Origin of the sequence: Arthrobacter sp. PGP41, from assembly GCF_002953935.1 — a bacterium.
Taxonomy (GTDB): domain Bacteria; phylum Actinomycetota; class Actinomycetes; order Actinomycetales; family Micrococcaceae; genus Arthrobacter.
This window is the reverse complement of sequence record NZ_CP026514.1, coordinates 3,173,461-3,193,668: the sequence shown is the minus strand read 5'-3', so window position 1 is coordinate 3,193,668 and position 20,208 is coordinate 3,173,461. Positions and strand designations below refer to the sequence as shown.

Annotated in this window: 19 protein-coding genes and 2 tRNA genes; 14 read left to right on the top strand and 7 right to left on the bottom strand. The window is 66.9% G+C overall.

Translation table 11 applies throughout. The annotated features are described in order from the left end of the window. Positions 1-92: 92 nt before the first annotated feature. The gene (locus C3B78_RS14615) at positions 93-1,034 is read left to right on the top strand and encodes a hypothetical protein (RefSeq protein WP_104998695.1); all 942 of its coding nucleotides are present in this window, start codon (positions 93-95) and stop codon (positions 1,032-1,034) included. 49 nt (positions 1,035-1,083) lie between these two features. Here the strand turns inward: C3B78_RS14615 and C3B78_RS14610 are convergent, their stop codons facing one another. The 3 genes from C3B78_RS14610 to C3B78_RS14600 form a co-directional block, all read right to left on the bottom strand. Then, complete coding sequence (locus C3B78_RS14610) at positions 1,084-1,866, bottom strand: ABC transporter permease (protein WP_104998694.1); 783 nt, start codon at positions 1,864-1,866, stop codon at positions 1,084-1,086. 20 nt (positions 1,867-1,886) lie between these two features. Next, entirely contained in the window at positions 1,887-2,855 is a 969-nt protein-coding gene (locus C3B78_RS14605; RefSeq protein WP_104998693.1) for an ATP-binding cassette domain-containing protein, read from the bottom strand. 112 nt (positions 2,856-2,967) lie between these two features. After that, positions 2,968-3,948 (bottom strand): DNA-3-methyladenine glycosylase family protein, encoded by a 981-nt coding sequence (locus C3B78_RS14600; protein WP_104998692.1) that lies wholly within the window; start codon positions 3,946-3,948, stop codon positions 2,968-2,970. Positions 3,949-4,116: 168 nt separating this feature from the next. Here C3B78_RS14600 and C3B78_RS14595 point away from each other — a divergent pair, with 168 nt between their 5' ends. From C3B78_RS14595 to C3B78_RS14565, 7 genes are read left to right on the top strand one after another with little or no spacing between them, the layout of a single operon-like run. Continuing rightward, positions 4,117-4,548: a VOC family protein gene (locus C3B78_RS14595; RefSeq protein WP_104998691.1), complete on the top strand. Its 432-nt coding sequence runs from the start codon at positions 4,117-4,119 to the stop codon at positions 4,546-4,548. 31 nt (positions 4,549-4,579) lie between these two features. Further along, positions 4,580-4,957, top strand: coding sequence for a DUF1304 family protein (locus tag C3B78_RS14590; RefSeq protein ID WP_104998690.1), 378 nt, complete (start codon positions 4,580-4,582; stop codon positions 4,955-4,957). 33 nt (positions 4,958-4,990) lie between these two features. After that, positions 4,991-6,376, top strand: a complete 1,386-nt coding sequence (locus C3B78_RS14585; RefSeq protein WP_104998689.1) for a cystathionine beta-synthase — start codon at positions 4,991-4,993, stop codon at positions 6,374-6,376. Positions 6,377-6,386: 10 nt separating this feature from the next. Beyond that, positions 6,387-7,550, top strand: a complete 1,164-nt coding sequence (locus C3B78_RS14580; protein ID WP_104998688.1) for a cystathionine gamma-synthase — start codon at positions 6,387-6,389, stop codon at positions 7,548-7,550. A 57-nt stretch (positions 7,551-7,607) separates the two neighbouring features. Beyond that, positions 7,608-8,099 carry a winged helix-turn-helix transcriptional regulator gene (locus C3B78_RS14575; protein ID WP_104998687.1) on the top strand — a complete coding sequence of 164 codons (492 nt, stop codon included), beginning with the start codon at positions 7,608-7,610 and terminating at the stop codon, positions 8,097-8,099. Continuing rightward, positions 8,096-9,400, top strand: a complete 1,305-nt coding sequence (locus C3B78_RS14570) for an MFS transporter (RefSeq protein ID WP_104998686.1) — start codon at positions 8,096-8,098, stop codon at positions 9,398-9,400. Before C3B78_RS14575 ends, C3B78_RS14570 begins: the two co-directional genes overlap by 4 nt. 34 nt (positions 9,401-9,434) lie before the next feature. Next, entirely contained in the window at positions 9,435-10,205 is a 771-nt protein-coding gene (locus C3B78_RS14565; RefSeq protein ID WP_104998685.1) for an SDR family oxidoreductase, read from the top strand. Positions 10,206-10,281: 76 nt separating this feature from the next. Here the strand turns inward: C3B78_RS14565 and C3B78_RS14560 are convergent, their stop codons facing one another. From C3B78_RS14560 to C3B78_RS14550, 3 genes are read right to left on the bottom strand one after another with little or no spacing between them, the layout of a single operon-like run. Beyond that, positions 10,282-11,820 carry an APC family permease gene (locus C3B78_RS14560; protein WP_104998684.1) on the bottom strand — a complete coding sequence of 513 codons (1,539 nt, stop codon included), beginning with the start codon at positions 11,818-11,820 and terminating at the stop codon, positions 10,282-10,284. Between the two features lie 13 nt (positions 11,821-11,833). Beyond that, positions 11,834-13,045, bottom strand: a complete 1,212-nt coding sequence (locus C3B78_RS14555; protein WP_104998683.1) for a glutathionylspermidine synthase family protein — start codon at positions 13,043-13,045, stop codon at positions 11,834-11,836. A gap of 2 nt (positions 13,046-13,047) precedes the next feature. Continuing rightward, entirely contained in the window at positions 13,048-13,689 is a 642-nt protein-coding gene (locus C3B78_RS14550) for a Tat pathway signal protein (protein WP_104998682.1), read from the bottom strand. A gap of 196 nt (positions 13,690-13,885) precedes the next feature. On the opposite strand from C3B78_RS14550, the gene C3B78_RS14545 reads away from it, so the two are divergent. The 6 genes from C3B78_RS14545 (at position 13,886) to C3B78_RS14520 (ending at position 18,959) form a co-directional block, all read left to right on the top strand. Further along, a complete protein-coding gene (locus C3B78_RS14545; RefSeq protein WP_104998681.1) occupies positions 13,886-14,542 on the top strand; it encodes an MOSC domain-containing protein in 657 nt (218 codons plus the stop codon). A 404-nt stretch (positions 14,543-14,946) separates the two neighbouring features. Beyond that, a complete protein-coding gene (locus C3B78_RS14540) occupies positions 14,947-17,082 on the top strand; it encodes a DEAD/DEAH box helicase (protein ID WP_104998680.1) in 2,136 nt (711 codons plus the stop codon). A 250-nt stretch (positions 17,083-17,332) separates the two neighbouring features. Further along, positions 17,333-17,404: transfer RNA gene (locus C3B78_RS14535), tRNA-Thr, on the top strand. Between the two features lie 61 nt (positions 17,405-17,465). Then, a tRNA-Met gene (locus C3B78_RS14530) sits at positions 17,466-17,539 on the top strand. Positions 17,540-17,734: 195 nt separating this feature from the next. Further along, complete coding sequence (locus C3B78_RS14525) at positions 17,735-18,292, top strand: dihydrofolate reductase family protein (protein ID WP_104999811.1); 558 nt, start codon at positions 17,735-17,737, stop codon at positions 18,290-18,292. Between the two features lie 16 nt (positions 18,293-18,308). Continuing rightward, positions 18,309-18,959: an NAD(P)H-binding protein gene (locus C3B78_RS14520; RefSeq protein WP_104998679.1), complete on the top strand. Its 651-nt coding sequence runs from the start codon at positions 18,309-18,311 to the stop codon at positions 18,957-18,959. A 6-nt stretch (positions 18,960-18,965) separates the two neighbouring features. Here the strand turns inward: C3B78_RS14520 and C3B78_RS14515 are convergent, their stop codons facing one another. After that, a complete protein-coding gene (locus C3B78_RS14515; RefSeq protein ID WP_104998678.1) occupies positions 18,966-20,171 on the bottom strand; it encodes an ROK family protein in 1,206 nt (401 codons plus the stop codon). Between the last annotated feature and the right edge of the window lie 37 nt (positions 20,172-20,208).

Below are 20,208 nucleotides of genomic sequence, written 5' to 3'. Positions count from 1 at the left end.
CTCCGGCAGGGAGTGACCCCGCGTTGCCGAGGGAACGGCGCCCTGTGGATAACTTGAGACGCTGTTCTGCACGAACGCGCACACTGGGTGGCATGGTTACTGCGAAGCCACTCCCCGAGGAGCTCTCAAAACTTCCATTCACGATCTATCAGGCGCGGACCCTGGGTGTTGCGCCGAACCGTTTGCGGGCCAAGGACCTGATGGGAGCAGGACGCCTAATCCGGGTGCACACCGGCCGCGAGCCTTCCATTGTCGAGCGGGCACGCGTGCTGTGTGCTGCCACCCCGGACGCTTGGGTGTCGCACGAGACTGCTGGTATCTTCTTCGATCTGGGTCTCCCTCCATGGCTTGGCCAGGAGCCGCTCATCCATCTCAGCAAGCCTCACGGATTACCAAGGGTCCGCCGGGCCGGGGTCATCGGTCACCGCGTGCGTGTAATTCCCGGCGAAGTCATGGAGATTGACGGGATCAGGGTCAGCTGTCCCGCTCGAACGTGGCTTGATCTGGCCCATAAGCTTCCCTTGCGGTATCTCGTGGCCATGGGGGACCAACTGATCCGCACTCCCCGGCCGGAGTTGGAGTTCCGCAGCCTGCCGTTTGCCTACAAGGAAGGTCTGCGCCTTTTGATACGGCAGCATCCCAACATGAAAGGTGTCGAAAAGGCGCGACTGGCGTTGGATGAGATGCGGGTAGGGTCGGATTCCCTCCCGGAAACGTTCCTGCGGCTGGCGCTCTTGGACGCGCGCCTCCCCGAACCCGAATTGCAGCTCCGTCTTAACCCCGGCGATCCAAGGTCGCCTGCAGCCGACCTTGGGTATCGAAGGCACCGGATCGCGGTGCAGTACGACGGCGCCCATCACCGGACGAGGGAACAACAGTCGCGCGACAACCGTCGCGACGAATTCTTCATCAATGCGGGTTGGTCCTATTTCAAGCCGAACGCAGATGACCTCGCCGACAGTTTTCAGGATCTCATCGCCAGAATCAAACGGGCCTATTCCCGCCATGACGCGGGGTCACTTTCCGCCCGATAATCCGGCTTTATCGGGCTAGGAGTGACCCCGCGTTGCAGTGGTCCCGCTGCTACCTGATGGTGCGGTTAATCGCCCGCACGCCGACCACCAGTCCGACGGCGGCCGTCACCGCTGCTGCCACAAGTCCCCACAGGGTGTGCCCGCCGATGGTCCCGGCGAACAGTTCCCGTTCGGCGTTCACCAGGTACGTCAGGGGATTGAACATGCTGGCGGTCTTCATCCAGGCCGGGCCGGCCTCGAGAGGGAGCATGATCCCGGAGAGGATCATCAGCGGGAAGAGCAGCGTCTGCTGCACGCCCCAGAAAATCCATTCCTTGTTCTGCGACACCAGCGCCAGGGCATAGGAGAGCGCGCCGATGCCGACGCCGAAGATCCCGAGGATCACCAGCCCGGCCAGCACGTGCAGGGGGTGGAAGACAAAGCCAAACGGGATGCAGACCAGGGCGATGAGCAGCCCCTGGACCACCAGCGGCGCCCACTCCTTCAGCGCCCGACCGATCATCAGGGACGAGCGGGACAGGGGAGTGGCGAGGATCCGCTCATAGGATCCGGTCATCAGCTCGTACTGGAGGTTTGAACCGGTCATCGAGGTGCCGAACAGGGCGATCATGACCACCACACCCGGCAGGAACCACTGCAGCGTGGACTGCCCGCCGAACGCCGGGGCGCCCACGGAGGCGCTGAGCAGCGGGCCGAACAGGCCCAGGAACACCAGCGGCTGGATCAGGGAGAAGACCAGGGAAAACGGGTCGCGCAGCGGCAGCAGCATCTCGCGCCAGAAGACGTACCTGGTGTCGCGCAGGACCTGGCCCAGGCCGGGCCTTTCGCGCATCGCGCCAGGACTTTCCACGCTCACCGGTTCGCTCCTTCCCGGAGGTTGCGCCCGGTCAGTTCCAGGAACACGTCATCCAGGGTGGGCGGCTTTAGTTCAAGCGACTGTGCGGGAGCGCCGGCGTCGTCCATTTCCTTCAGCAGGGCCGGGGCGAGCCGTGCGCCTTCGGGCAGGCGCAACCGGAAGGTCACCACCCCGTCGAGCCTGTTTTCCTGTAGTTCGCCGCCCGCCGCGGCCCGTCCCAGCAATCCCCGCACGCCCGGCGCCGACTCAGCCGCCACCTCGACGGCCAGCAGGTCGCCGGCGAGGTTGGCTTTCAGGCGCGCGGCCGTGTCATCGGCAATGATCCGGCCGTGGTCGATGACGATGACCCGCTCCGACATGGAATCCGCTTCATCCATGTAGTGCGTGGTCAGGACGATGGTGGTGCCGTGCTCCCGGCGAAGCCGCATGATGTGGTCCCAGAGGTTGGCCCGGTTCTGCGGATCCATCCCGGTGGACGGCTCGTCCAGGAACAGCAGCTTGGGGGAATGCATCAGGCCCAGCGCAACGTCCATCCGGCGCCGCTGGCCGCCGGAGAGCTTGACCACCGTGCGTTTGGCGAGGTCCGAGAGGTCCATCGACCGGAGCAGTTCCTGGGCGCGGGCGGCGGCGTCGCTGCTGTTCATGCCGTAGAAACGGCCCTGCATCACCAGTTCATCAATCACGCGGAAGCTGTGCCCGCCGCCGTTGCCCTGGCCGATGTAGCCGATCCGTGCCCGAACCCCTGCCGGATCCGCGGTGACGTCCACCCCGGCCACGGTGGCGGAGCCGGAGGTGGGGCGGAGCAGGGTGGTGAGCATCCGCAGGGTCGTCGACTTGCCCGCACCGTTGGGACCCAGGAACGCCACCAGCTCCCCGGGGGCAACGTCGATGTCGACGCCCCTGACGGCTTCCACGGTTTCCTTCTTGACGGTGAAGGTCTTGCTCAGCTTGTCCGTGTGAATCATGGGTGACTCCGGAGGATGCGGCTTGCCGGGGCCCCTCGAAAGGGCTCCCTGGCGCCACGCTATACCCAACTGCGGGGCCAGTCCACGGGCACCTGGACAGCCGGGGGCGGCGTCAGTGCCGGCGGTGGTCCTGGATGGTCATCCGCGGGCCGAAGGTGGGCTTGCGGAAACCGCTGGCCTGGATCATCCGGACCACCCGCTGCCGGTGGCCCTTCCACGGAGCCAGCAGGTCAAGCATGCCCGCGTCATCGGTGCGACGGCCTGTCAAAGCGGCCCCCACGTATGCCGCCAGATGGTAGTCGCCCACCGAGATGGAATCCGGGCAACCATGCGTACGCTGCACCACTTCCGCCGCCGTCCAGATGCCGATGCCCGGGATGGCCTGCAGCTTCGCGCCCGCCTCAAGGGCAGGCAGGGCTGCCAGCCGTTCAAGTGCGACGGCGGACCGCAGCGCCCGCATCACGGTCGCCGAACGCTGTGGTCCAACCCCCGCCCTGTGCCATTCCCAGCTGGGAACCTGCAGCCACTGCCACGCGGCGGGCGGCACCAGCAAACCGGCCGGAGTGGACAATCCGGCCGCCGGCGCCGGCCTTCCGTAACGGTGCACCAGATACCGGTAGGCCCGCCGCGCCTCAATCACCGTGACCTTCTGCTCGAGGATGATGGGCACCAGCTGGTCCACCATCCGCCCACTGGCGGGAAGGCGCAGGTCCAGGCTCCGGCGTCGTGCTTCACGGACCATGTGCGGGAGGGTGGCATGGAAAGCGGGCTCGTCAAAGTCCTGCCAGTCATCGTCGGCACCCAGGAGCCGGGGCGCTGCCGCCACGGCCGCGGCGGCGCCGGGTCCCCACGCCTGGACATCCACCCAATGCTCCAGGTCCCCGCCAGCCGCGCTGAACCTCACAGTGGCCGGGCCGTCCGTCGTCGTAAAGGCATTCCAGATGACGCTCCCCTGGACGCTGAAGGACGGATCGCTGTTGCCGCGCAGGAGCGGACCGAGCGTGCGGGCAAGGTGGTACGGGCCGGCCGGATACCACCGGAGAGAGGCGTCCGCCGCGGCTGCCAGCCGGGGAGGTGCCTCTGCAATCGTCATGTCCTCCATCGTCCCACGCCCCTGCGACATCCGCCTGCGAGCAACGCTCCGGCGGCACCATGCAGGCGAGGGAAACAGCCCCTTAACCAGCCCCGTGACCAGGACTAGACTCCACCCTGTGGTGCGGAAAACACCGCGCCCGGAAGCTCGAAAAACCAGGAGGAAACAATGGGCGGAGTAGTGCATTTCGAAATCCCCGCGGACGACCAGGAGCGGGCCAGGAAGTTCTACCAGGAGGCCCTCGGCTGGCGGATCGACCCCGTCCCGGGCATGGACTACAACATGGTCATCACCACCCCCATGGACGAGGCAACCGGCCAGCCCACCGAAGCAGGCGCCATCAACGGCGGCATGTTCGCCAGGGACCCGGACCTGAAGACCCCGGTGATCACCGTGGACGTGCCGGACATCAACGCCACGCTGCAGACAGTGGAGTCGCTGGGCGGTGCCGTGGTCAAGCCCCGGGAAACCATCCCCGGAATGGGCTTCTTCGCGTACTTCAAGGACACCGAGGGCAACGTCATGGGCCTGTGGGAGAACCTGCCGCCGGACCAGCAGGCCGGGCAGGCCGGGGACACTGCGGACGGCACTCCCGCTTAGCAGCCGGCCGCAAACAGATTGGGGCGCAGCCGTGAGTGTCCTCGTCCAGGTGCTGGCCGTCATCACCGGCGTCGTCCTGATCGCCGTCGGACTGCTGGAAGCCTTCCGGTACAAGGACCAGCGACTCCACCCGATTTTCCTGATCAAGCCGGAGGACACAGACGCCGTCCGGCTCTGGACGGTCAACGTCGGGTTCTACAACATCGTCTGGGGCCTATTTGGGATCGCCGGCGTGGTGCTGGCCAACTCCGGAGAGGTCACGGTGGGCCGGACGGTCGTGGCAATGATGTGCATCGCGCACGCAATCCTGGGCATGGTGCTGATCATCAGCGAGCGCAGGCTATGGCTCAGTGGCATCGGACAGTCGTTCCTCCCGGTGGTAATCCTGTGGCTCATGTTCGCCGGCTGAAGCCGGGCGGGCGGAAGCGGTAGCTTTGTACCTATGAAGTACGCCCAGTCCGTCCTGGACCTCATCGGCAATACCCCGCTCATCAAGCTCAACCACGTGACCGACGGCATCAAGGCCACCGTCCTGGTCAAACTCGAGTACCTGAACCCCGGCGGATCCATCAAGGACCGCATCGCGGCCAAGATGATCGAGGACGCCGAGCGGGACGGCAAGCTGCAGCCCGGCGGCACCATCATCGAGCCCACCTCCGGCAATACGGGAGTGGGCCTGGCCCTCGTGGCGCAGCAAAAAGGCTACAAGTGCATTTTTGTGGTGCCGGACAAGGTGGGCGAGGACAAGCGTGCCGTCCTGCAGGCCTACGGCGCGGAGGTGGTGGTCACGCCCACGGCCGTCCCGCCGGACAGCCCGCAAAGCTACTACGGCGTCTCGGACCGCCTGGTCCGGGAGACACCGGGAGGATACAAGCCGGACCAGTTTTCCAACCCTGCCGCTCCCGGCAGCCACTATCTGACCACCGGCCCGGAGATCTGGCGCGATACGGACGGTAAGGTCACCCACTGCGTGATCGGCGCCGGCACCGGCGGCACCATCACGGGCACCGGCCGGTACCTGAAAGAGGTTTCGGCTGGCCGGCCGGAGTCCGACGGCGGCGTGGTCCGGATCATCGGTGCGGACCCGGAAGGTTCGGTCTACTCCGGCGGCACCGGGCGCCCGTACTTCGTGGAGGGCGTGGGGGAGGACATGTGGCCGGCGAACTACGACAAGTCCGTCCCCGACCAGGTGATCGCCGTCAGCGACGCCGACTCCTTCGCCATGACCCGCCGCCTCGCCCGGGAGGAGGGCCTGCTGGTGGGCGGATCCTCGGGAATGGCTGTGGTGGCCGCCCTGCAGGTGGCCCGGGACCTGCCCGAGTCCGCCGTCGTCGTCGTCATTCTTCCCGACTCGGGCCGCGGCTACCTGGCCAAGATCTTCAACGACCAGTGGATGCGCTCCTACGGCTTCCTCTCCGGCGGCGAGGAAACCTCGGTGGGGGAGGTCATCAGCTCCAAGAACGGTGAACTGCCGGACCTGGTCCACATCCACCCGAACGAGTCCGTGCGCGACGTCATCAACATCATGAACGAGTTCGGCGTCAGCCATATCCCCGTCCTGTCCCAGGAGCCGCCGGTGGTCATGGGCGAGGTGCTGGGCGCCGTGGATGAGCGCAGCCTTACGGCCAAACTGTTCCGCGGCGAAGCCAAGCTCACGGACAAGATCTCCGAACACATGGGCCCCAAGCTGCCCGTCATCGGCTCGCTGGAGACCATTTCAGCGGCCAGGGAACTACTCTCGGACGTGGACACCGTAATGGTCACGTTCGTGGGTGCCCCCGTGGGCATCCTGACCCGGCACGACCTCCTCGCCTACCTCAGCAACTGACAGGAGCACCATGTCCGCCTCTGAAAACCAGGGTTTCAACACCCGCGCCGTACACGCAGGCCAGGCTTTCGAGCCGCGCACCGGTGCGGTGGTCCCGCCGCTGCACTTCAGCTCCACCTACGCCCAGGACGGCATCGGCGGGCTCCGCGACGGCTACGAGTACGGCCGCGGCGGCAACCCCACCCGGGACGCCCTGCAGGAACAGCTCGCAGCACTGGAACTCGGCACGCACGCCTACAGCTTCAGCTCCGGGCTGGCCGCCGAGGATTCACTGATCCGTGCCCTGACCCGGCCCGGGGACCACATCGTGCTGGGCAACGACGCCTACGGAGGCACCTACCGGCTGATCAGCCGGGTGCTCGGCGGCTGGGGGATCGGCAACACCCCCGTGGACATGGCCAACCTGGACACCGTCCGCGAAGCAGTCGCGGCGAACAAGGCGCGGATCCTTTGGGTGGAAACGCCGTCGAATCCGCTCATGAAGATCACCGACATCGCCGCGCTCGCGGACATAGCGCACGACGCCGGGGCCCTCCTGGTCGTGGACAACACGTTTGCGTCCCCCTACCTGCAGACCCCGCTCGCCCTGGGTGCCGACGTCGTGGTCCACTCCACCACCAAGTACATCGGCGGGCACTCGGACGTGGTGGGCGGCGCCGTCGTCGTCAAGGACGCCGAGCTGGCGGAGAAAATCGGCTTTGTGCAGTTCGCCGTGGGCGCTGTTTCCGGCCCCATGGACGCCTTCCTCACCACGCGCGGCCTGAAAACCCTGGGCGTGCGGATGGACCGGCACAGCCTCAACGGGCAGGCCGTGGCCGAGTGGCTGCTGGAGCGGCCCGAGGTGGAAGCCGTCCTCTACCCGGGCCTGCCGTCCCACCCCGGCCACGAGCTGGCCAAGCGGCAGATGCGGAGCTTCGGCGGCATGGTGTCGGTGCAGTTCAAGGGCGGCGAGGCGGCGGCCCGCAAGGTGGCCGAGTCAACCTCCGTGTTCACCCTCGCGGAGTCTTTGGGCGGCATCGAGTCGCTGATGAACTACCCGTCCGAGATGACCCACGCCTCGGTCAAGGGCACCGAGCTGGCCGTCCCGGTGAACCTGCTCCGGCTCTCCTGCGGCATCGAGGACGTGGAGGACCTGGTGGCGGACCTTGAGCAGGCGTTCTCGTCTATCCCCTAGCGATATGCACAAAAACCCTAGCTGGCTTTCTTCAAGATAGTCAGCTAGGGTGCGGGTATGGCACTTCGATCCGACTGGTCGCAGCGGAACTGCAGCATTGCCCGCGGGCTGGACATCCTGGGCGACCCCTGGACCATCCTTGTCCTGCGCGAGGTCTTTTTGGGCAACGGGCGGTTTGACGCCATGAAGGCGCACCTTGAGGTGGCGGACTCCGTGCTCACCAGGCGCCTGGCCCGCCTGGTCGAGGAGGGGCTGCTGGAGAAACAGGCGTACGACGACGGCGGCCGCGCCCGGCTTGAGTACGTCCTCTTGCCGAAAGGCGAAGATGCGCTCCCGGTGCTGAATGCTCTGGCCATCTGGTCGGAGAAGCACCTCCCGGCCCCGTCCGACCAGGCGCATCTTTATGTCATCCACTCCGGCTGTGGCAAGCGCACCAGTTCCGCCGACACCTGCACCGGGTGCGGTGACCGGCTGACGGCTGCCAACACCAGCTGGCACAGCAGGACCCGTTCAGCGGAACCTGTCCGGCTCGCCACGGCAGCCGCATGAGGGCCACCAATAACCGCCCCCTGCATCCTGCGTGGATCGTGGCCGCCGTTGCCTTCCTCGCGCTGGTGGGGGCGGCAGGCTTCCGGGCCGCACCCGGCGTGCTCATGGTTCCGCTGCAGCAGGAATTCGGCTGGTCCACCACGGTGCTGTCGGCGGCTGTCAGCATCAACCTGGTCCTGTTCGGGCTGACGGCACCGTTCGCCGCCGCCCTGATGGAGCGCTTCGGCATCCGGAAAGTCACTGCCTTGGCGCTGGTGCTCATCGGCATGGGCAGCGCCCTAACGGTGCTGGTGAACCAGTCCTGGCAGATCCTGCTGACCTGGGGGCTGCTGATCGGACTGGGTACGGGGTCCATGGCCCTGGTGTTTGCCGCCACTATCGCCAACACCTGGTTCGTCAAGAGCCGCGGGCTGGTCATCGGCATCCTGACAGCCGGCAGCGCGGCAGGCCAGCTGGTCTTCCTCCCGTTCATCGCCGTTCTCGCGCAAGATCCCGGCTGGCGGCAGGCATCGCTCCTGATCGCCGCCGGAGCCCTGGCGGTGGTCCCGCTCGTGCTGAAGTTCCTCAAAAACTCGCCGGCCGACGTCGGCGTCCTGCCCTACGGTGCGGAACCCGCGGAACCCGGCACGCCCACCCATGCTCCGGACGGCGCCGGCCCACGGACAAATGCCGCCGTCCGCGCACTCCAGGTGCTCCGCCGGGCCAGCAGGGTCAGGACGTTCTGGGCCCTGGTGGCCGGGTTCGCCATTTGCGGCGCCACCACGAACGGCCTGATCGGCACCCACTTCATCCCCTCCGCCCACGACCACGGCATGGCCGAAACCACCGCCGCGGGCCTGCTCGCCGTCGTCGGAATCTTCGACATCGTGGGCACCATCGCCTCAGGCTGGCTGACCGACCGGTTCAACCCGCGCATCCTGCTGGCGGTCTACTACCAGTTCCGAGGGATCGGCCTGCTGGTGCTGCCCCTGCTGCTGAGCGCCGAAGTCCGGCCAAGCATGATCGTCTTCGTCGTGATCTACGGCTTGGACTGGGTGGCCACCGTGCCGCCAACAGCAGCCATCTGCCGGGAAACGTTCGGCGCGGACGGCAGCGTGGTGTTCGGGTGGGTGTTCGCGGCACACCAGCTCGGCGCGGCCGCGGCCGCCCTGGGCGCCGGTGCCATCCGGGACGCCACCGGCCAGTACACCTACGCCTGGTTCGGCGCCGCCGCGATGTGCACCATCGCGGCGGTGATCAGCGCCACTATCCGCAAGCACGCCGTCTCCCGCGAGCCCGCCCCCGCCGGAGTGCCCTCCTAATACCGCCCCCGGACACCGCCGCTAGGCTGGTGCCATGGAGACCCCACCCGAAGTTCCCGTCCGAAACGTAGCCCTGGTGACGGGCGCGGGCCGCCTTGCCTCCATCGGCGCCGGTGTTGCCCGGCAGCTGGCGGCGGAAGGCTGGGACCTGGTCCTGGCCTACTGGCCGGACTACGACGCCCGCATGCCGTGGGGAACGGAACCGGACGGCGTCGTCCGCCTGACCGCCGAGCTGGAAGCCATCGGAGCCCAGGCCCACGCCCTGCCGGCGGACCTGGAGGACCCTGCCGCGGCGGAGAAGCTGGTGGCTGACGCCGTTCAGCTCGCCGGCCCGCTGCACGGCATGGTGCTGAGCCACGCCGAGTCCGTCGATTCGGGGATCCTGGATACCAGCCTTGAATCGTTCGAGCGGCACTTCGCCGTGAACACCCGGGCCAGCTGGCAGCTGATTGCCGCCTTCGCGCGGCAGGCAACGGACGACGGCGGCGCGATCGTTGCGCTGACCAGTGACCACACAGCGTTCAACCTGCCGTACGGCGCCTCGAAAGGTGCGCTGGACCGGATCGTGATTGCAGCGGCCCGGGAGCTTGGGCCGCTGGGCATCTCTGCGAACGTCCTTAACCCAGGGCCGGTGGACACTGGCTGGATGGACGACGCGGTCCGGGAAGCTTTGACCGACCGCCAGCCGGGAGGCCGCCTGGGGACACCGGCCGACGCCGCCGCCACCGTGGCGTTCCTGCTCTCACCCGCCGGCCGCTGGGTCTCCGGCCAGCTCATCAAATCCGACGGCGGCTTCTCGGCATGACGCACCTTTGCGCGCCTGGCCCAACTGGGTAGCGCTAAGTGTCGTTTTGACCCCTCAAAACGACACTTAGCGCTACCTACTTGGGGGAGGGGGCGGGGGTTTCGCCTGCGACGCTGGTCCCGGTGAAGTAGCCCCGGGTTGATGGCAGGAAACGGCAGACCACGGCCAGGAGCACACCCAGGGCCAGCAGCAGCACCCCGCTCACAAACGCGCCGCCGACGCCGAAGATCTGGGTGTTGCCGTAGGCCGGGTCCCACATCTGGACGGCCGAGATGAAGAAGGCGGCCGTCAGCAGGAGCGCGCCCACAAGCGGAAGGATGCCCCGGAACCACAGGTTCCGCGCGGACTGTCCCAGAGTGCTGCGGAAATACCAGAAGCACGCGAAACCGGTCAGCGCGTAGTAGAACGCGATGAACAGGCTGATGGCGCTGATGGAATCGGACAGCAGGTTTTCACTCAGGAAGCTCATGGCCACGTAGTACGCGATGGCCGCAACCCCCATGACTTGCGTGGAGAAGCCCGGCGTCTGGTTCTTCGGGTGGACCTCGCCGAACTTCGCGGGCAGTGCGCCGTGGACACCCATGGAGAGGGTACCGCGGGCCGTGGGCAGGATGGTGGTCTGGGTGGAGGACAGCACCGAGGCCAGGACCGCGACGACGATCAGCCAGCCCCACGGGCCCAGCACCACGTCCCGCATGGCAAGGAAGACGTCGTCCTGGTTGGCCTCGTTGCCCAGGCCGATGCCTTCCGTTCCCACGGTTGCGTACATCATCACCAGCAGTGCGACGGAGACGTAGATGGCCACCAGGATGAACGCGGAGATCACGGCACCGCGGCCAGGGGTGGTAGAGGGGTTCTCGGTTTCCTCATTCACTGCAAGGCAGGTGTCCCAGCCCCAATAGATGAACAGGGCGAGGAGCACGCCGTGGACCACTGCTCCGGGGTCCGCGAAGGCACCTGCCGGGTTGAACCACTCGAAATCGAAGGGCTGGATGGTGGTGTCGCCGCCCGCCGAGCCCCGGACAATCCCGACGACGATGGCCAGGGCAAAAATGCCCAGCGCAATGTACTGCACATACGTCAGGACCCGCTGGACATGCTCGCCGAGCCGGATGCCGCGGTAATTGACCAGTGTCATGACGGCGATGAACAACACGCCCGTGGCAGTGACCAGCACCTTGTTTTCCGCGAGCGAGCCGTCACCCACCAGGAGCCACAGGTACTGTCCGGCCACCTGGGCCAGGTTTGCCAGGACAACAATGCCCGCGAGCGCCACGCCCCAGCCACCCAGCCAGCCCGCCCAGGGGCCGAAGGTACGGCGCGACCAGGTGAAGGTGGTTCCGCAGTCCGGGATGGCACTGTTCAGTTCGCGGAACGCGTAGGCGATGAACAGGACGGGGACAAAGCCCAGCAGCAGGATCAGGGGAGTGTAGTTCCCGTTCACGGCCACGATGAGGCCAAGTGTTGCCGCCAGTGAGTACACCGGTGCGGTGGAGGCAAGGCCGATCATCACGGAGTCGCCGAGATCCAGGATGCCGGCCCGAAGCCCCTTGGCCGGGACTGTGGTGCCGGGCGCGCCGCCCGGGCCTCCCGCCGTCGTAATGCCTGTGCTCATGCTGTCACCGGGTTCATAGTGCGATACCTGCTTTGCTGGAGGCGGCCACGGCCGAAAGCGGCGCCGGCGCGTCGATGGTGTTGGGCACGAAGCGGCAGTAATAATCCGTGACGGGCCCGTCCGATTCCCGGATGCCGCAGCCCACGGATTCCCCGTCCACCACCCACAGGCCCAGGACGGGATGGTTGCCGTCGAAGGCGGGCAACTCCTGGTACTGCTGGTAGCACCAACCTTCACGGCCGTAGCCGCCGGGCTGCTCAAGGCTGATGCCCTGTGCGTGGATCTTGATGTTGTCGCCTTCGCGGCCGTGCAGGGGCTTGGCCACCCATTCCTTCAGCGGCCCCGGCTCGTTGAGGTACGCGGGCAGCAGGTTGGGGTGCTCGGGGTAGAGGTGCCACAGCGCGGCCAGCAGGGCCTTGTTGGAGAGCAGCATCTTCCAGGCCGGCTCGATCCAGCGGGGGTTGTGGGCGCGTTCCAGCAGCCGGTGCCCGAACGGCTCCTTCATCATCAGCTCCCACGGGTAGAGCTTGAAGATGGTGCTGATCATGAAGTTGTCCAGGTCCACGAAGCGGTTGAGGTTGGGATCCCAGCCGATATCGGACATGTTGATGCCAATGGTGGTCCAGCCCGCCTGGCCGGCCACGTCCCGCATGTAGGCCGCGGTCATCCAGTCCTCGCCGGACTCCTCAACCTCCGAGTGGGCAACGTGCAGGGTGCTCATCCCGGTGCGGTACTGCACCTTCTTCCACTGCCGGATCAGGGCTTCGTGGATGCCGTTCCACTGGTCCTTTTCCGGAAAGACGTCCTGCAGCCAGAACCACTGCGCCACCGCCGCCTCGATCAGGCCCGTGGGGGTGTCCGCGTTGTACTCGAGCATCCTGGCCGGGCCGCCCTGCCCGTCATAGATGAAGTCGAACCGGCCGTAGACATCCACGTCCCCGGCCTGGAGGGATTCCGCGGCCAGTTCCAGGGCCTGCGGCCCGATGCCGATGTTGCCCATGGCACCGGTGGCCAGGAACTTCGCCGCTTCCAGGCACATCTTGTGCATGTTCTCGGCCGTCACCTCGAGGGTTTCCACCTCCTCCATGGTGAATTCGTAGTACGCGGCCTCGTTCCAGTACTCGATCCGGCGGCCGTCCTCCATGGTGGTGGTGGAGAACACCAAGCCCTGCTCTTCGATCTTCTGCTTCCAGCCGGGCCGGGGCTCGGACATCAACCGCTTCACACTCAGCCCCCCGAGACCTTGCTGCCGCCACTGCTGGTGCCGCTCTTCGCGCTGGTGCCGAACCCGCCCCGGCTGACCGTTCCGCCCTGGGAGCTGTACCCCGTGGACGCCTTCGCGCCGCTGGGCACGGTCCTCGAGTAGTTAGGTGCCGTGGAGCGGTTCTGGCCGATAGCGGGGACGTACGCGCCGCGGGAGAAGAAGTACCAGGCATAGAGGCCGCCGCCCCTTCCGGCGGAGCTGTTGCAGTTGGTGTCCTCCACGCGCTCGCCCGTTTCGTCGTTAAAACACACCTGCGCGTACTCGGGATCATCCTGGTTGCTGGCCACCACGGCGGTGATGGTGCCGGCGAGCAGCGCCGTCACGCCCAAACCCACGACGACGGTGCGCCGCTGGGAGCGCTTCTTCCGGGACGCCTCCTCGTCGAGCTGCCGTTCGCGGTCCCGGGCGAACGGGTCCACCGGGGTAACCGGCTGGTTCAGGAGTTCGGGGCGGAGTTCCGGCTTGGGTACCTGCCAGGGAGGAGGCTTGGCGCCGCCGTGCCCGTCTCCGGCCGGCTGGACGCCCTCGCCGGCCGGCTGGTGGCCCTCGCCCGCAGGCGGCTCGCTGCCGGGCCGCCCGTGGTCCGGGTCCTTGTTCGGGTCCATGGTGTCCCCCTGAGTTGTCCACGTGAATTGGGCACAGCGGCGCACCCCCAATTGCAATCCTCAAATCAGCGTAGTCCCTGCCGGTGCCCGCTGGCCCAAGCAGCTCGCATTAAACGCCGCGAAACCGCTGTTTGGCGACTTTAAATGAGTGCGAGTTGGGTGTAGGGGCCGTCAAGGGGAGCCATACACTGGAGCCATGGAAACCGCCTCCGTCCTTGCCGTGTGCCGCGTCCACCAGCTCCTGCCGGATACCTCGAACGTGGGCGTCACCGCCATCGACAAGCGCCCCGCCGACGGCCCGGTCAAAGTGCACCGGTTGGGCCTCCAGGGTGACATCCAGGCGAACCGCGTCCACCACGGGGGACCGGACCAGGCCCTGTACGCCTACTCCCGGCAGGATGCGGACTACTGGTCCCGTGAACTCGCCAGGGACCTGCCCCCGGGGATCTTTGGCGAAAACCTGCGGGTGGCCGGGATCGATGTCACTGGTGCCGTGATTGGCGAGCGCTGGCGGATCGGCCTGGACGTCGAAGTGGAAGTGACCTCGCCCCGTACCCCCTGCGCCACCTTCCAGCGCCGGATGGGGGAGCCGCACTTCGTCAAGAGGTTCACGGAGGAGGGCCGGGTGGGAGCCTATCTGCGCGTCATCAGGACCGGGAGCATCCAGGCGGGAGACCATATCCACCGGCTATATGTCCCGAAGCACGGCATCACTGTGGGCAAGTGGTTCAGCGAGCCGGACCTGGAGGCGATGGAAGCATTGCGCGACGCCGATGCCGACGGCGAGATCCGCCTGCAGCAGCCGGAGTTCAACCAGAAGTTCGAGGCGCTGGAACGGCAGCTGGGCCGGTAACCCCAGGCTAAAGCGGCTGGAAGGGGAGCGGTGTGCGCAAGCTCACCGCCGCCGTCGCGCCCTTAATTTCCGCTGGAGCGGCCGCGTGCCCTACACTGGAAACATCCCCCACTCCGGAAATCCCTTATTCCTGCCCAATTTTTGAGGCAGGACTGGCAAGTGTTGGGGCCCGCACAAGCGATGCGGGCATTTTCATAGGGAGAGCCGGCTAAAGAAAACGCTGTACAGACTGCTGGGATAGCAGCCAAGAGATGCAGCGGGAAGTCCTGCCACGGGATTGCGAAAGCGCCGGACTTCTGTGACCGCCAGTCAATGTTTGCCTGGCACCTTTAGTCACACGTACTGCGGCTCCGCTCACCTCGGGTAGTGCCGCCTGGCCCCCTATGGATGAGGAATATTCCCCTATGCCCGAAAATCACAACGACGCCGCCGCTCAAGCAGCAACCGCCAGCATCGAATTCACCGAGCCCGCTGCTCCTGCAGCTGAGGCCGCAACGGTTCCCGCCGAAGCTCCTGCTGAAGCACCGGCCGCTCCCGCCGCCCAGGCTGAGGAGGCTCCTGCCGCCGCCGCTCCCGCCGCCCAGGCTGAGGAAGACGAAGAAGAAGGCGTCAAGTTCGCCGACCTCGGCATTGACGGCCGCGTCCTCGCCGCCCTCCAGGACGTCGGCTACGAGAAGCCGTCCCCCATCCAGGCAGCAACCATCCCGCTGCTGCTCGAAGGCCGCGACGTCGTGGGCCTCGCCCAGACCGGCACCGGTAAGACTGCAGCATTCGCAGTACCGGCACTCTCCCGCCTGGCCGAGCTCCACGACCTCAACGGCCCGTCCCGGAAGACCCAGGCACTGGTCCTGGCTCCCACCCGCGAGCTGGCCCTCCAGGTAGCCGAGGCCTTCACCTCGTACGCCAAGCACATCGATGACTTCACCGTCCTCCCCGTCTACGGCGGCTCCGCCTACGGCCCCCAGCTCGCCGGCCTGCGCCGCGGCGCCCAGGTTGTCGTCGGTACCCCCGGCCGCGTGATCGACCACATCTCCAAGGGTTCCCTGGACCTGTCCGAACTCCAGTACCTGGTGCTGGACGAGGCCGACGAAATGCTGCGCATGGGCTTCGCCGAAGACGTGGAGCAGATCTTCCAGCAGACCCCGTCGGACCGCCAGGTTGCACTGTTCTCCGCCACCATGCCGAGCCAGATCCGCCGCATGTCCAAGCAGTACCTGAACAACCCGGCCGAGATCTCCGTCAAGTCCAAGACCACCACCGGCGCCAACACCCGCCAGCGGTACCTGCAGGTCATGGGCCCGCACAAGCTCGACGCCATGACCCGCATCCTCGAGGTGGAAGAGTTCGACGGCGTCATCGCCTTCGTGCGCACCAAGATGGCTACCGAGGACCTGGCTGACAAGCTGAAGTCCCGCGGTTTCCAGGCCGCCGCGATCAACGGTGACATCCCGCAGCAGCAGCGCGAGCGCACTGTGGACGCGCTGAAGGAAGGCCGCATCGACATCCTCGTGGCCACCGACGTCGCCGCCCGTGGCCTTGACGTGGAGCGCATCAGCCACGTCATCAACTACGACATCCCGCACGACACCGAGTCCTACGTGCACCGCATCGGCCGCACCGGCCGTGCGGGCCGTTCCGGTGACGCCATCCTGTTCATGACGCCGCGGGAGAAGTACCTGCTGCGTTCCATCGAGAAGGCAACGCGCCAGCCGGTGGAGCAGATGCACCTGCCCACCGCCGAGACCGTGAACACCCTGCGCCTGGGCAAGTTCGCCGAGCGCATCACGGAAACCCTCGCCTCCGAGGACGTGGCCCCGTTCCGCGACCTCATCGCCTCCTACGAGGAAGAGCACAACGTGCCTGCCTCGGAGATCGCTGCTGCGCTTGCCGTCATGGCCCAGGGCGGGCAGCCGCTGCTGGTGAAGGAACTGCCCGCAGCTCCCGAGTTCCAGAAGCGCGAGCGCTCCAAGGACGGCTTCGGCTCCCGCGGACCGACCCGCACGCTCACCGAGGGCAACGCCACCTACCGGATCGCCGTGGGACGCCGCCAGCGCGTCATGCCCGGTTCCATCGTGGGCGCGATTGCCAACGAGGGCGGCATCTCCTCGGCACAGATCGGCGGCATCGATATCCGCTCGGACCACTCCCTCGTGGAGCTCCCGGCGGACCTGAGCCCCGAGCAGCTGCGTGCCCTGTCCCGCACCCGGATCGGCGGCGAGCTGATCCACCTCGAGCTGGACAACGGCCGCAAGCCTGCCGGCGAGCGCGGCTCCTACCAAGGCAACCGCGGCGGTGACCGGGGAGGCAACTTCAAGGGCGCCGGCGGGTTCAAGAAAGACTTCCGCAAGAACGACGGCGAGCGTTCCTCCGCGGACCGCGGCGGCCGCTCCTACAGCGAGCGCTCCTTCAGCGCTGACAGCGGTGCCAGCCGCGGCCAGGCCAGTGACTCCCGCTTCGGCGGCCACGGTGACGGCTCCCGCAAGCCCCGCCACGGCAACGAGGGCGGCCAGCGAGACTTCAACCGCAAGGGCAAGTGGTAACCGTCAGCTAGCCTGACGCAGTTCCCCCCAGTGGGCCGGCTTTCGAGCCGGCCCACTGGCGTTTAAGCGCACGACGGCGGGACCGGCGTGTTCGCTTCGTCACACCTGTTTCACTGCGGGTTCTGCCGGCCCTTCATTGGCGCACCGAAGGCTCATTGAGGCCCGGTTTTATGCGCTTTTAAGGGGCCAGGGCTGCGTCGGAGCGCCGATTTGTTGGTGGGAAAATCTTCCGGTAGAGTATTTACTCGTTGCCCCCCTAGCTCAGTGGTAGAGCGCGTTCTTGGTAAGAACGAGGTCACCGGATCGATTCCGGTGGGGGGCTCTGGATGAGGGCCTGTGTCAAGGCGGTTTTGACCGGCTTGGCGCAGGTTTTTCTCATTCGTGGCGGTGTAGCTCAGTTGGTTAGAGCGCACGACTCATAATCGTGAGGTCGGGAGATCGAGCCTCCCCACCGCTACAGGCTAAGCCCCCGGAATCCCTGAGGTTCCGGGGGTTTTTCTGTGCCCTTTTTGCGCGGCACCCACGGAAGGTCCTGAGGTACTTCCTGGCCTGCCGGAACGACTGGTTCCGGCGGACAGCCTGACCCCGCCGGGGAACTGCGCGTGGACGCGGCGGCTTCCAACTCCCTGCCTTCGCGGCCACAATGGGGACCATGGGCCGGCTTATTTACACCTGCATCACCTCCCTGGACGGGTATGTGGCTGACAGCCACGGCAATTTCGACTGGAGCGCCCCCGACGAGGAAGTCCACGCCTTCGTCAACGACCTGGAGCGCGACGCCGGTACGCACCTTTACGGACGGCGCATGTACGAGGTGATGTCGGCCTGGGAAACGATGGGCGGCCCGGCGGAACCGCCGGTCATTCAGGACTATGCCCGGATCTGGCAGGAGGCAGACAAGGTTGTCTACTCTTCATCGCTGGCTGAAACCACCACCGCCCGCACCCGCGTGGAGCGGACCTTCGATCCGGAAGCCGTCCGCAAAATGAAGGCCGGTACGGACAGGAGCATCAGCATCGGCGGAGCCACGCTGGCCGCCGCCGCGCTCCGGGCGGGACTGGTGGACGAGTGCCAGCTCCTCATCAGTCCGGTGGCCGTGGGAGGGGGCCTGCGTTTCCTGCCCGACGGCTTGGAATCCAGGCTTGAGCTCCTCGACCTGCGCCGTTTCGGCAACGGCGTGGCGTACCTGCGCTACCGCATCCTGCGGTGAAGGGCAGAATGGGTCCATGACGCGAATCGCAATCATCGGCGGCCACGGCAAAGTGGCCCTCCACCTGTCCGCCCTGCTCACGGAAGAAGGCCACAGCGTTACGTCGTTCATCCGGAACCCGGACCACGCCGACGATGTTGCCGGAACCGGCGCAACGCCGTCGGTCCTGGACGTTGAGAATGCGACGACGGCGGCACTCGCCGAAGCGCTGAAGGGCCATGACGCGGTGGTCTGGTCCGCCGGTGCGGGCGGCGGGAACCCGTCACGCACCTATGCGGTGGACCGCGACGCGGCCATCCGTTCGATGGATGCTGCCTCCGACGCCAAGGTGGGCCGCTACGTGATGGTTTCCTACCTGGGCGCGGCCAAGGACCATGGCGTGCCGGCGGACCACTCCTTCTTTGCGTACGCCGAGGCGAAGGCCGCCGCCGACGAGTACCTGCGCGGCACGGGCCTCGCCTGGACCATCCTGGGCCCGGGGACGTTGACGGACAAGCCGGGAACCGGGCTGATCGACGTTGATCCCGCCCCCGGGGGCACCCGGGAAACCTCCCGGAGCAATACCGCAAGCGTCGCGGTCGCCGTGCTGGACCTGCCGGAAACCGCGGGCAGGACCATCGAATTCTGTGACGGAACGCTGCCCATCGCCGCTGCCCTGCAGACCTAGCGCGGACTAAGCGCGGGGGATCAGCTGCAAGTCGAGGGAATGCTTCTCCACGTAGTCCAGCGCGCCCCGGACGGCCCCAACGGTCACGATCGAGTCGCCCAGCGGCGAGACCGCAATCCGCGGGGGAGTGGCGGTGAAATCCTTCAGCCGCCGTTTGATCGGTCCGAGCAGGACGCCTGCGGAGTTGGCCACTGCACCGCCGATCACCACAAGCTCCGGGTTGAACACCGTTGCCACCGCGCCAATGACCCGGGCCAGCCGGTCCGCCAGGCGTTCAAGAATGAGCAGGGCCACGGCGTCGCCCTCCGCAGCGGCCGCGAAGACGTGCTCAGCCTCCGCGCCGCCTTGGGCTGCATAATCCCGGAGGGATGTCCGGGTTTTGCCGGCCAGCGCCTCGGCCGCCCACGTCCTGGCGAGGCTGGCAATGCCGAAGGTGTCCCCCACGCCCTCAACCTGGTCCAGGAAGGCGAGTTCACCGGCGCCGCCGCGGCTCCCGTGCAGCAGCCGCCCGCCGTCGATCACCCCTGAACCGAAACGCTCACTGGCAAGGATCACCACGACGTCGTCCACTCCCGCCGCCGCACCCCGCCAGCGGTCGCCGAGCGCGGCAAGGTTGGCGTCGTTTTCCAGCAGGACCGTCCAGCCGTGCCGGTCCCGCATGGCTGCCTTCAGGCCGACGTCGAACAATCCCCAGAAGTGCTGGGCCACCAGCACGTCACCGTTGCGGTCCACCGGGGCGGCGATGCCGGCACAGGCGGCGAGGACCGACGCCGGGGCGGCGCCCACGCTGCGAAGGGCCGTCATCGCGGCGCGGTCGATGACGGAGATGCGTTCCCCAGCCGAAATTTCGGCTTCCGCGAAGGGCAGGGTGGACCGCCCAAGCACCTGCCCGCGAAGGTCCGACACCACCACCGTGGCCTTGGAAACCCCCACATCCATGCCCAGCACGCAGCCGGCACGCTCGTTGAGTTCGAACCGGCGGGCGGGCCGGCCCTTCCGGTACCCGCCGGATGCACGCTGGTTCTCCAGTTCGCGGAGCCAGCCCCGCTCCTTGAGGTCCTCGCAGACGGAGATGGCCGTGGCGCGGGTGAGGCCGGTGGCTTCCATGACTTGGGTGACGGTGACAACACCGGAGGAACGCATGAAGTCCAGCACAGCCCCGGCGCTTACTCGGCGGAGCAGCTGGGGTGTGGCGGCGGTGGTTTCAGCCATGCTGTTGACCTTTCCGGGCAGGGCGCCAGATAATGAT

What these genes read in the sequence shown, in the direction of transcription:
- C3B78_RS14615 (WP_104998695.1), top strand. Translation starts at nt 93, where the DNA reads ATGGTTACTGCGAAGCCACTCCCCGAGGAGCTCTCAAAACTTCCATTC.
- C3B78_RS14610 (WP_104998694.1), bottom strand. Translation starts at nt 1,866, where the DNA reads ATGCGCGAAAGGCCCGGCCTGGGCCAGGTCCTGCGCGACACCAGGTAC.
- C3B78_RS14605 (WP_104998693.1), bottom strand. Translation starts at nt 2,855, where the DNA reads ATGATTCACACGGACAAGCTGAGCAAGACCTTCACCGTCAAGAAGGAA.
- C3B78_RS14600 (WP_104998692.1), bottom strand. Translation starts at nt 3,948, where the DNA reads ATGACGATTGCAGAGGCACCTCCCCGGCTGGCAGCCGCGGCGGACGCC.
- C3B78_RS14595 (WP_104998691.1), top strand. Translation starts at nt 4,117, where the DNA reads ATGGGCGGAGTAGTGCATTTCGAAATCCCCGCGGACGACCAGGAGCGG.
- C3B78_RS14585 (WP_104998689.1), top strand. Translation starts at nt 4,991, where the DNA reads ATGAAGTACGCCCAGTCCGTCCTGGACCTCATCGGCAATACCCCGCTC.
- C3B78_RS14580 (WP_104998688.1), top strand. Translation starts at nt 6,387, where the DNA reads ATGTCCGCCTCTGAAAACCAGGGTTTCAACACCCGCGCCGTACACGCA.
- C3B78_RS14575 (WP_104998687.1), top strand. Translation starts at nt 7,608, where the DNA reads ATGGCACTTCGATCCGACTGGTCGCAGCGGAACTGCAGCATTGCCCGC.
- C3B78_RS14570 (WP_104998686.1), top strand. Translation starts at nt 8,096, where the DNA reads ATGAGGGCCACCAATAACCGCCCCCTGCATCCTGCGTGGATCGTGGCC.
- C3B78_RS14565 (WP_104998685.1), top strand. Translation starts at nt 9,435, where the DNA reads ATGGAGACCCCACCCGAAGTTCCCGTCCGAAACGTAGCCCTGGTGACG.
- C3B78_RS14560 (WP_104998684.1), bottom strand. Translation starts at nt 11,820, where the DNA reads ATGAGCACAGGCATTACGACGGCGGGAGGCCCGGGCGGCGCGCCCGGC.
- C3B78_RS14550 (WP_104998682.1), bottom strand. Translation starts at nt 13,689, where the DNA reads ATGGACCCGAACAAGGACCCGGACCACGGGCGGCCCGGCAGCGAGCCG.
- C3B78_RS14545 (WP_104998681.1), top strand. Translation starts at nt 13,886, where the DNA reads ATGGAAACCGCCTCCGTCCTTGCCGTGTGCCGCGTCCACCAGCTCCTG.
- C3B78_RS14540 (WP_104998680.1), top strand. Translation starts at nt 14,947, where the DNA reads ATGCCCGAAAATCACAACGACGCCGCCGCTCAAGCAGCAACCGCCAGC.
- C3B78_RS14525 (WP_104999811.1), top strand. Translation starts at nt 17,735, where the DNA reads ATGGGCCGGCTTATTTACACCTGCATCACCTCCCTGGACGGGTATGTG.
- C3B78_RS14520 (WP_104998679.1), top strand. Translation starts at nt 18,309, where the DNA reads ATGACGCGAATCGCAATCATCGGCGGCCACGGCAAAGTGGCCCTCCAC.
- C3B78_RS14515 (WP_104998678.1), bottom strand. Translation starts at nt 20,171, where the DNA reads ATGGCTGAAACCACCGCCGCCACACCCCAGCTGCTCCGCCGAGTAAGC.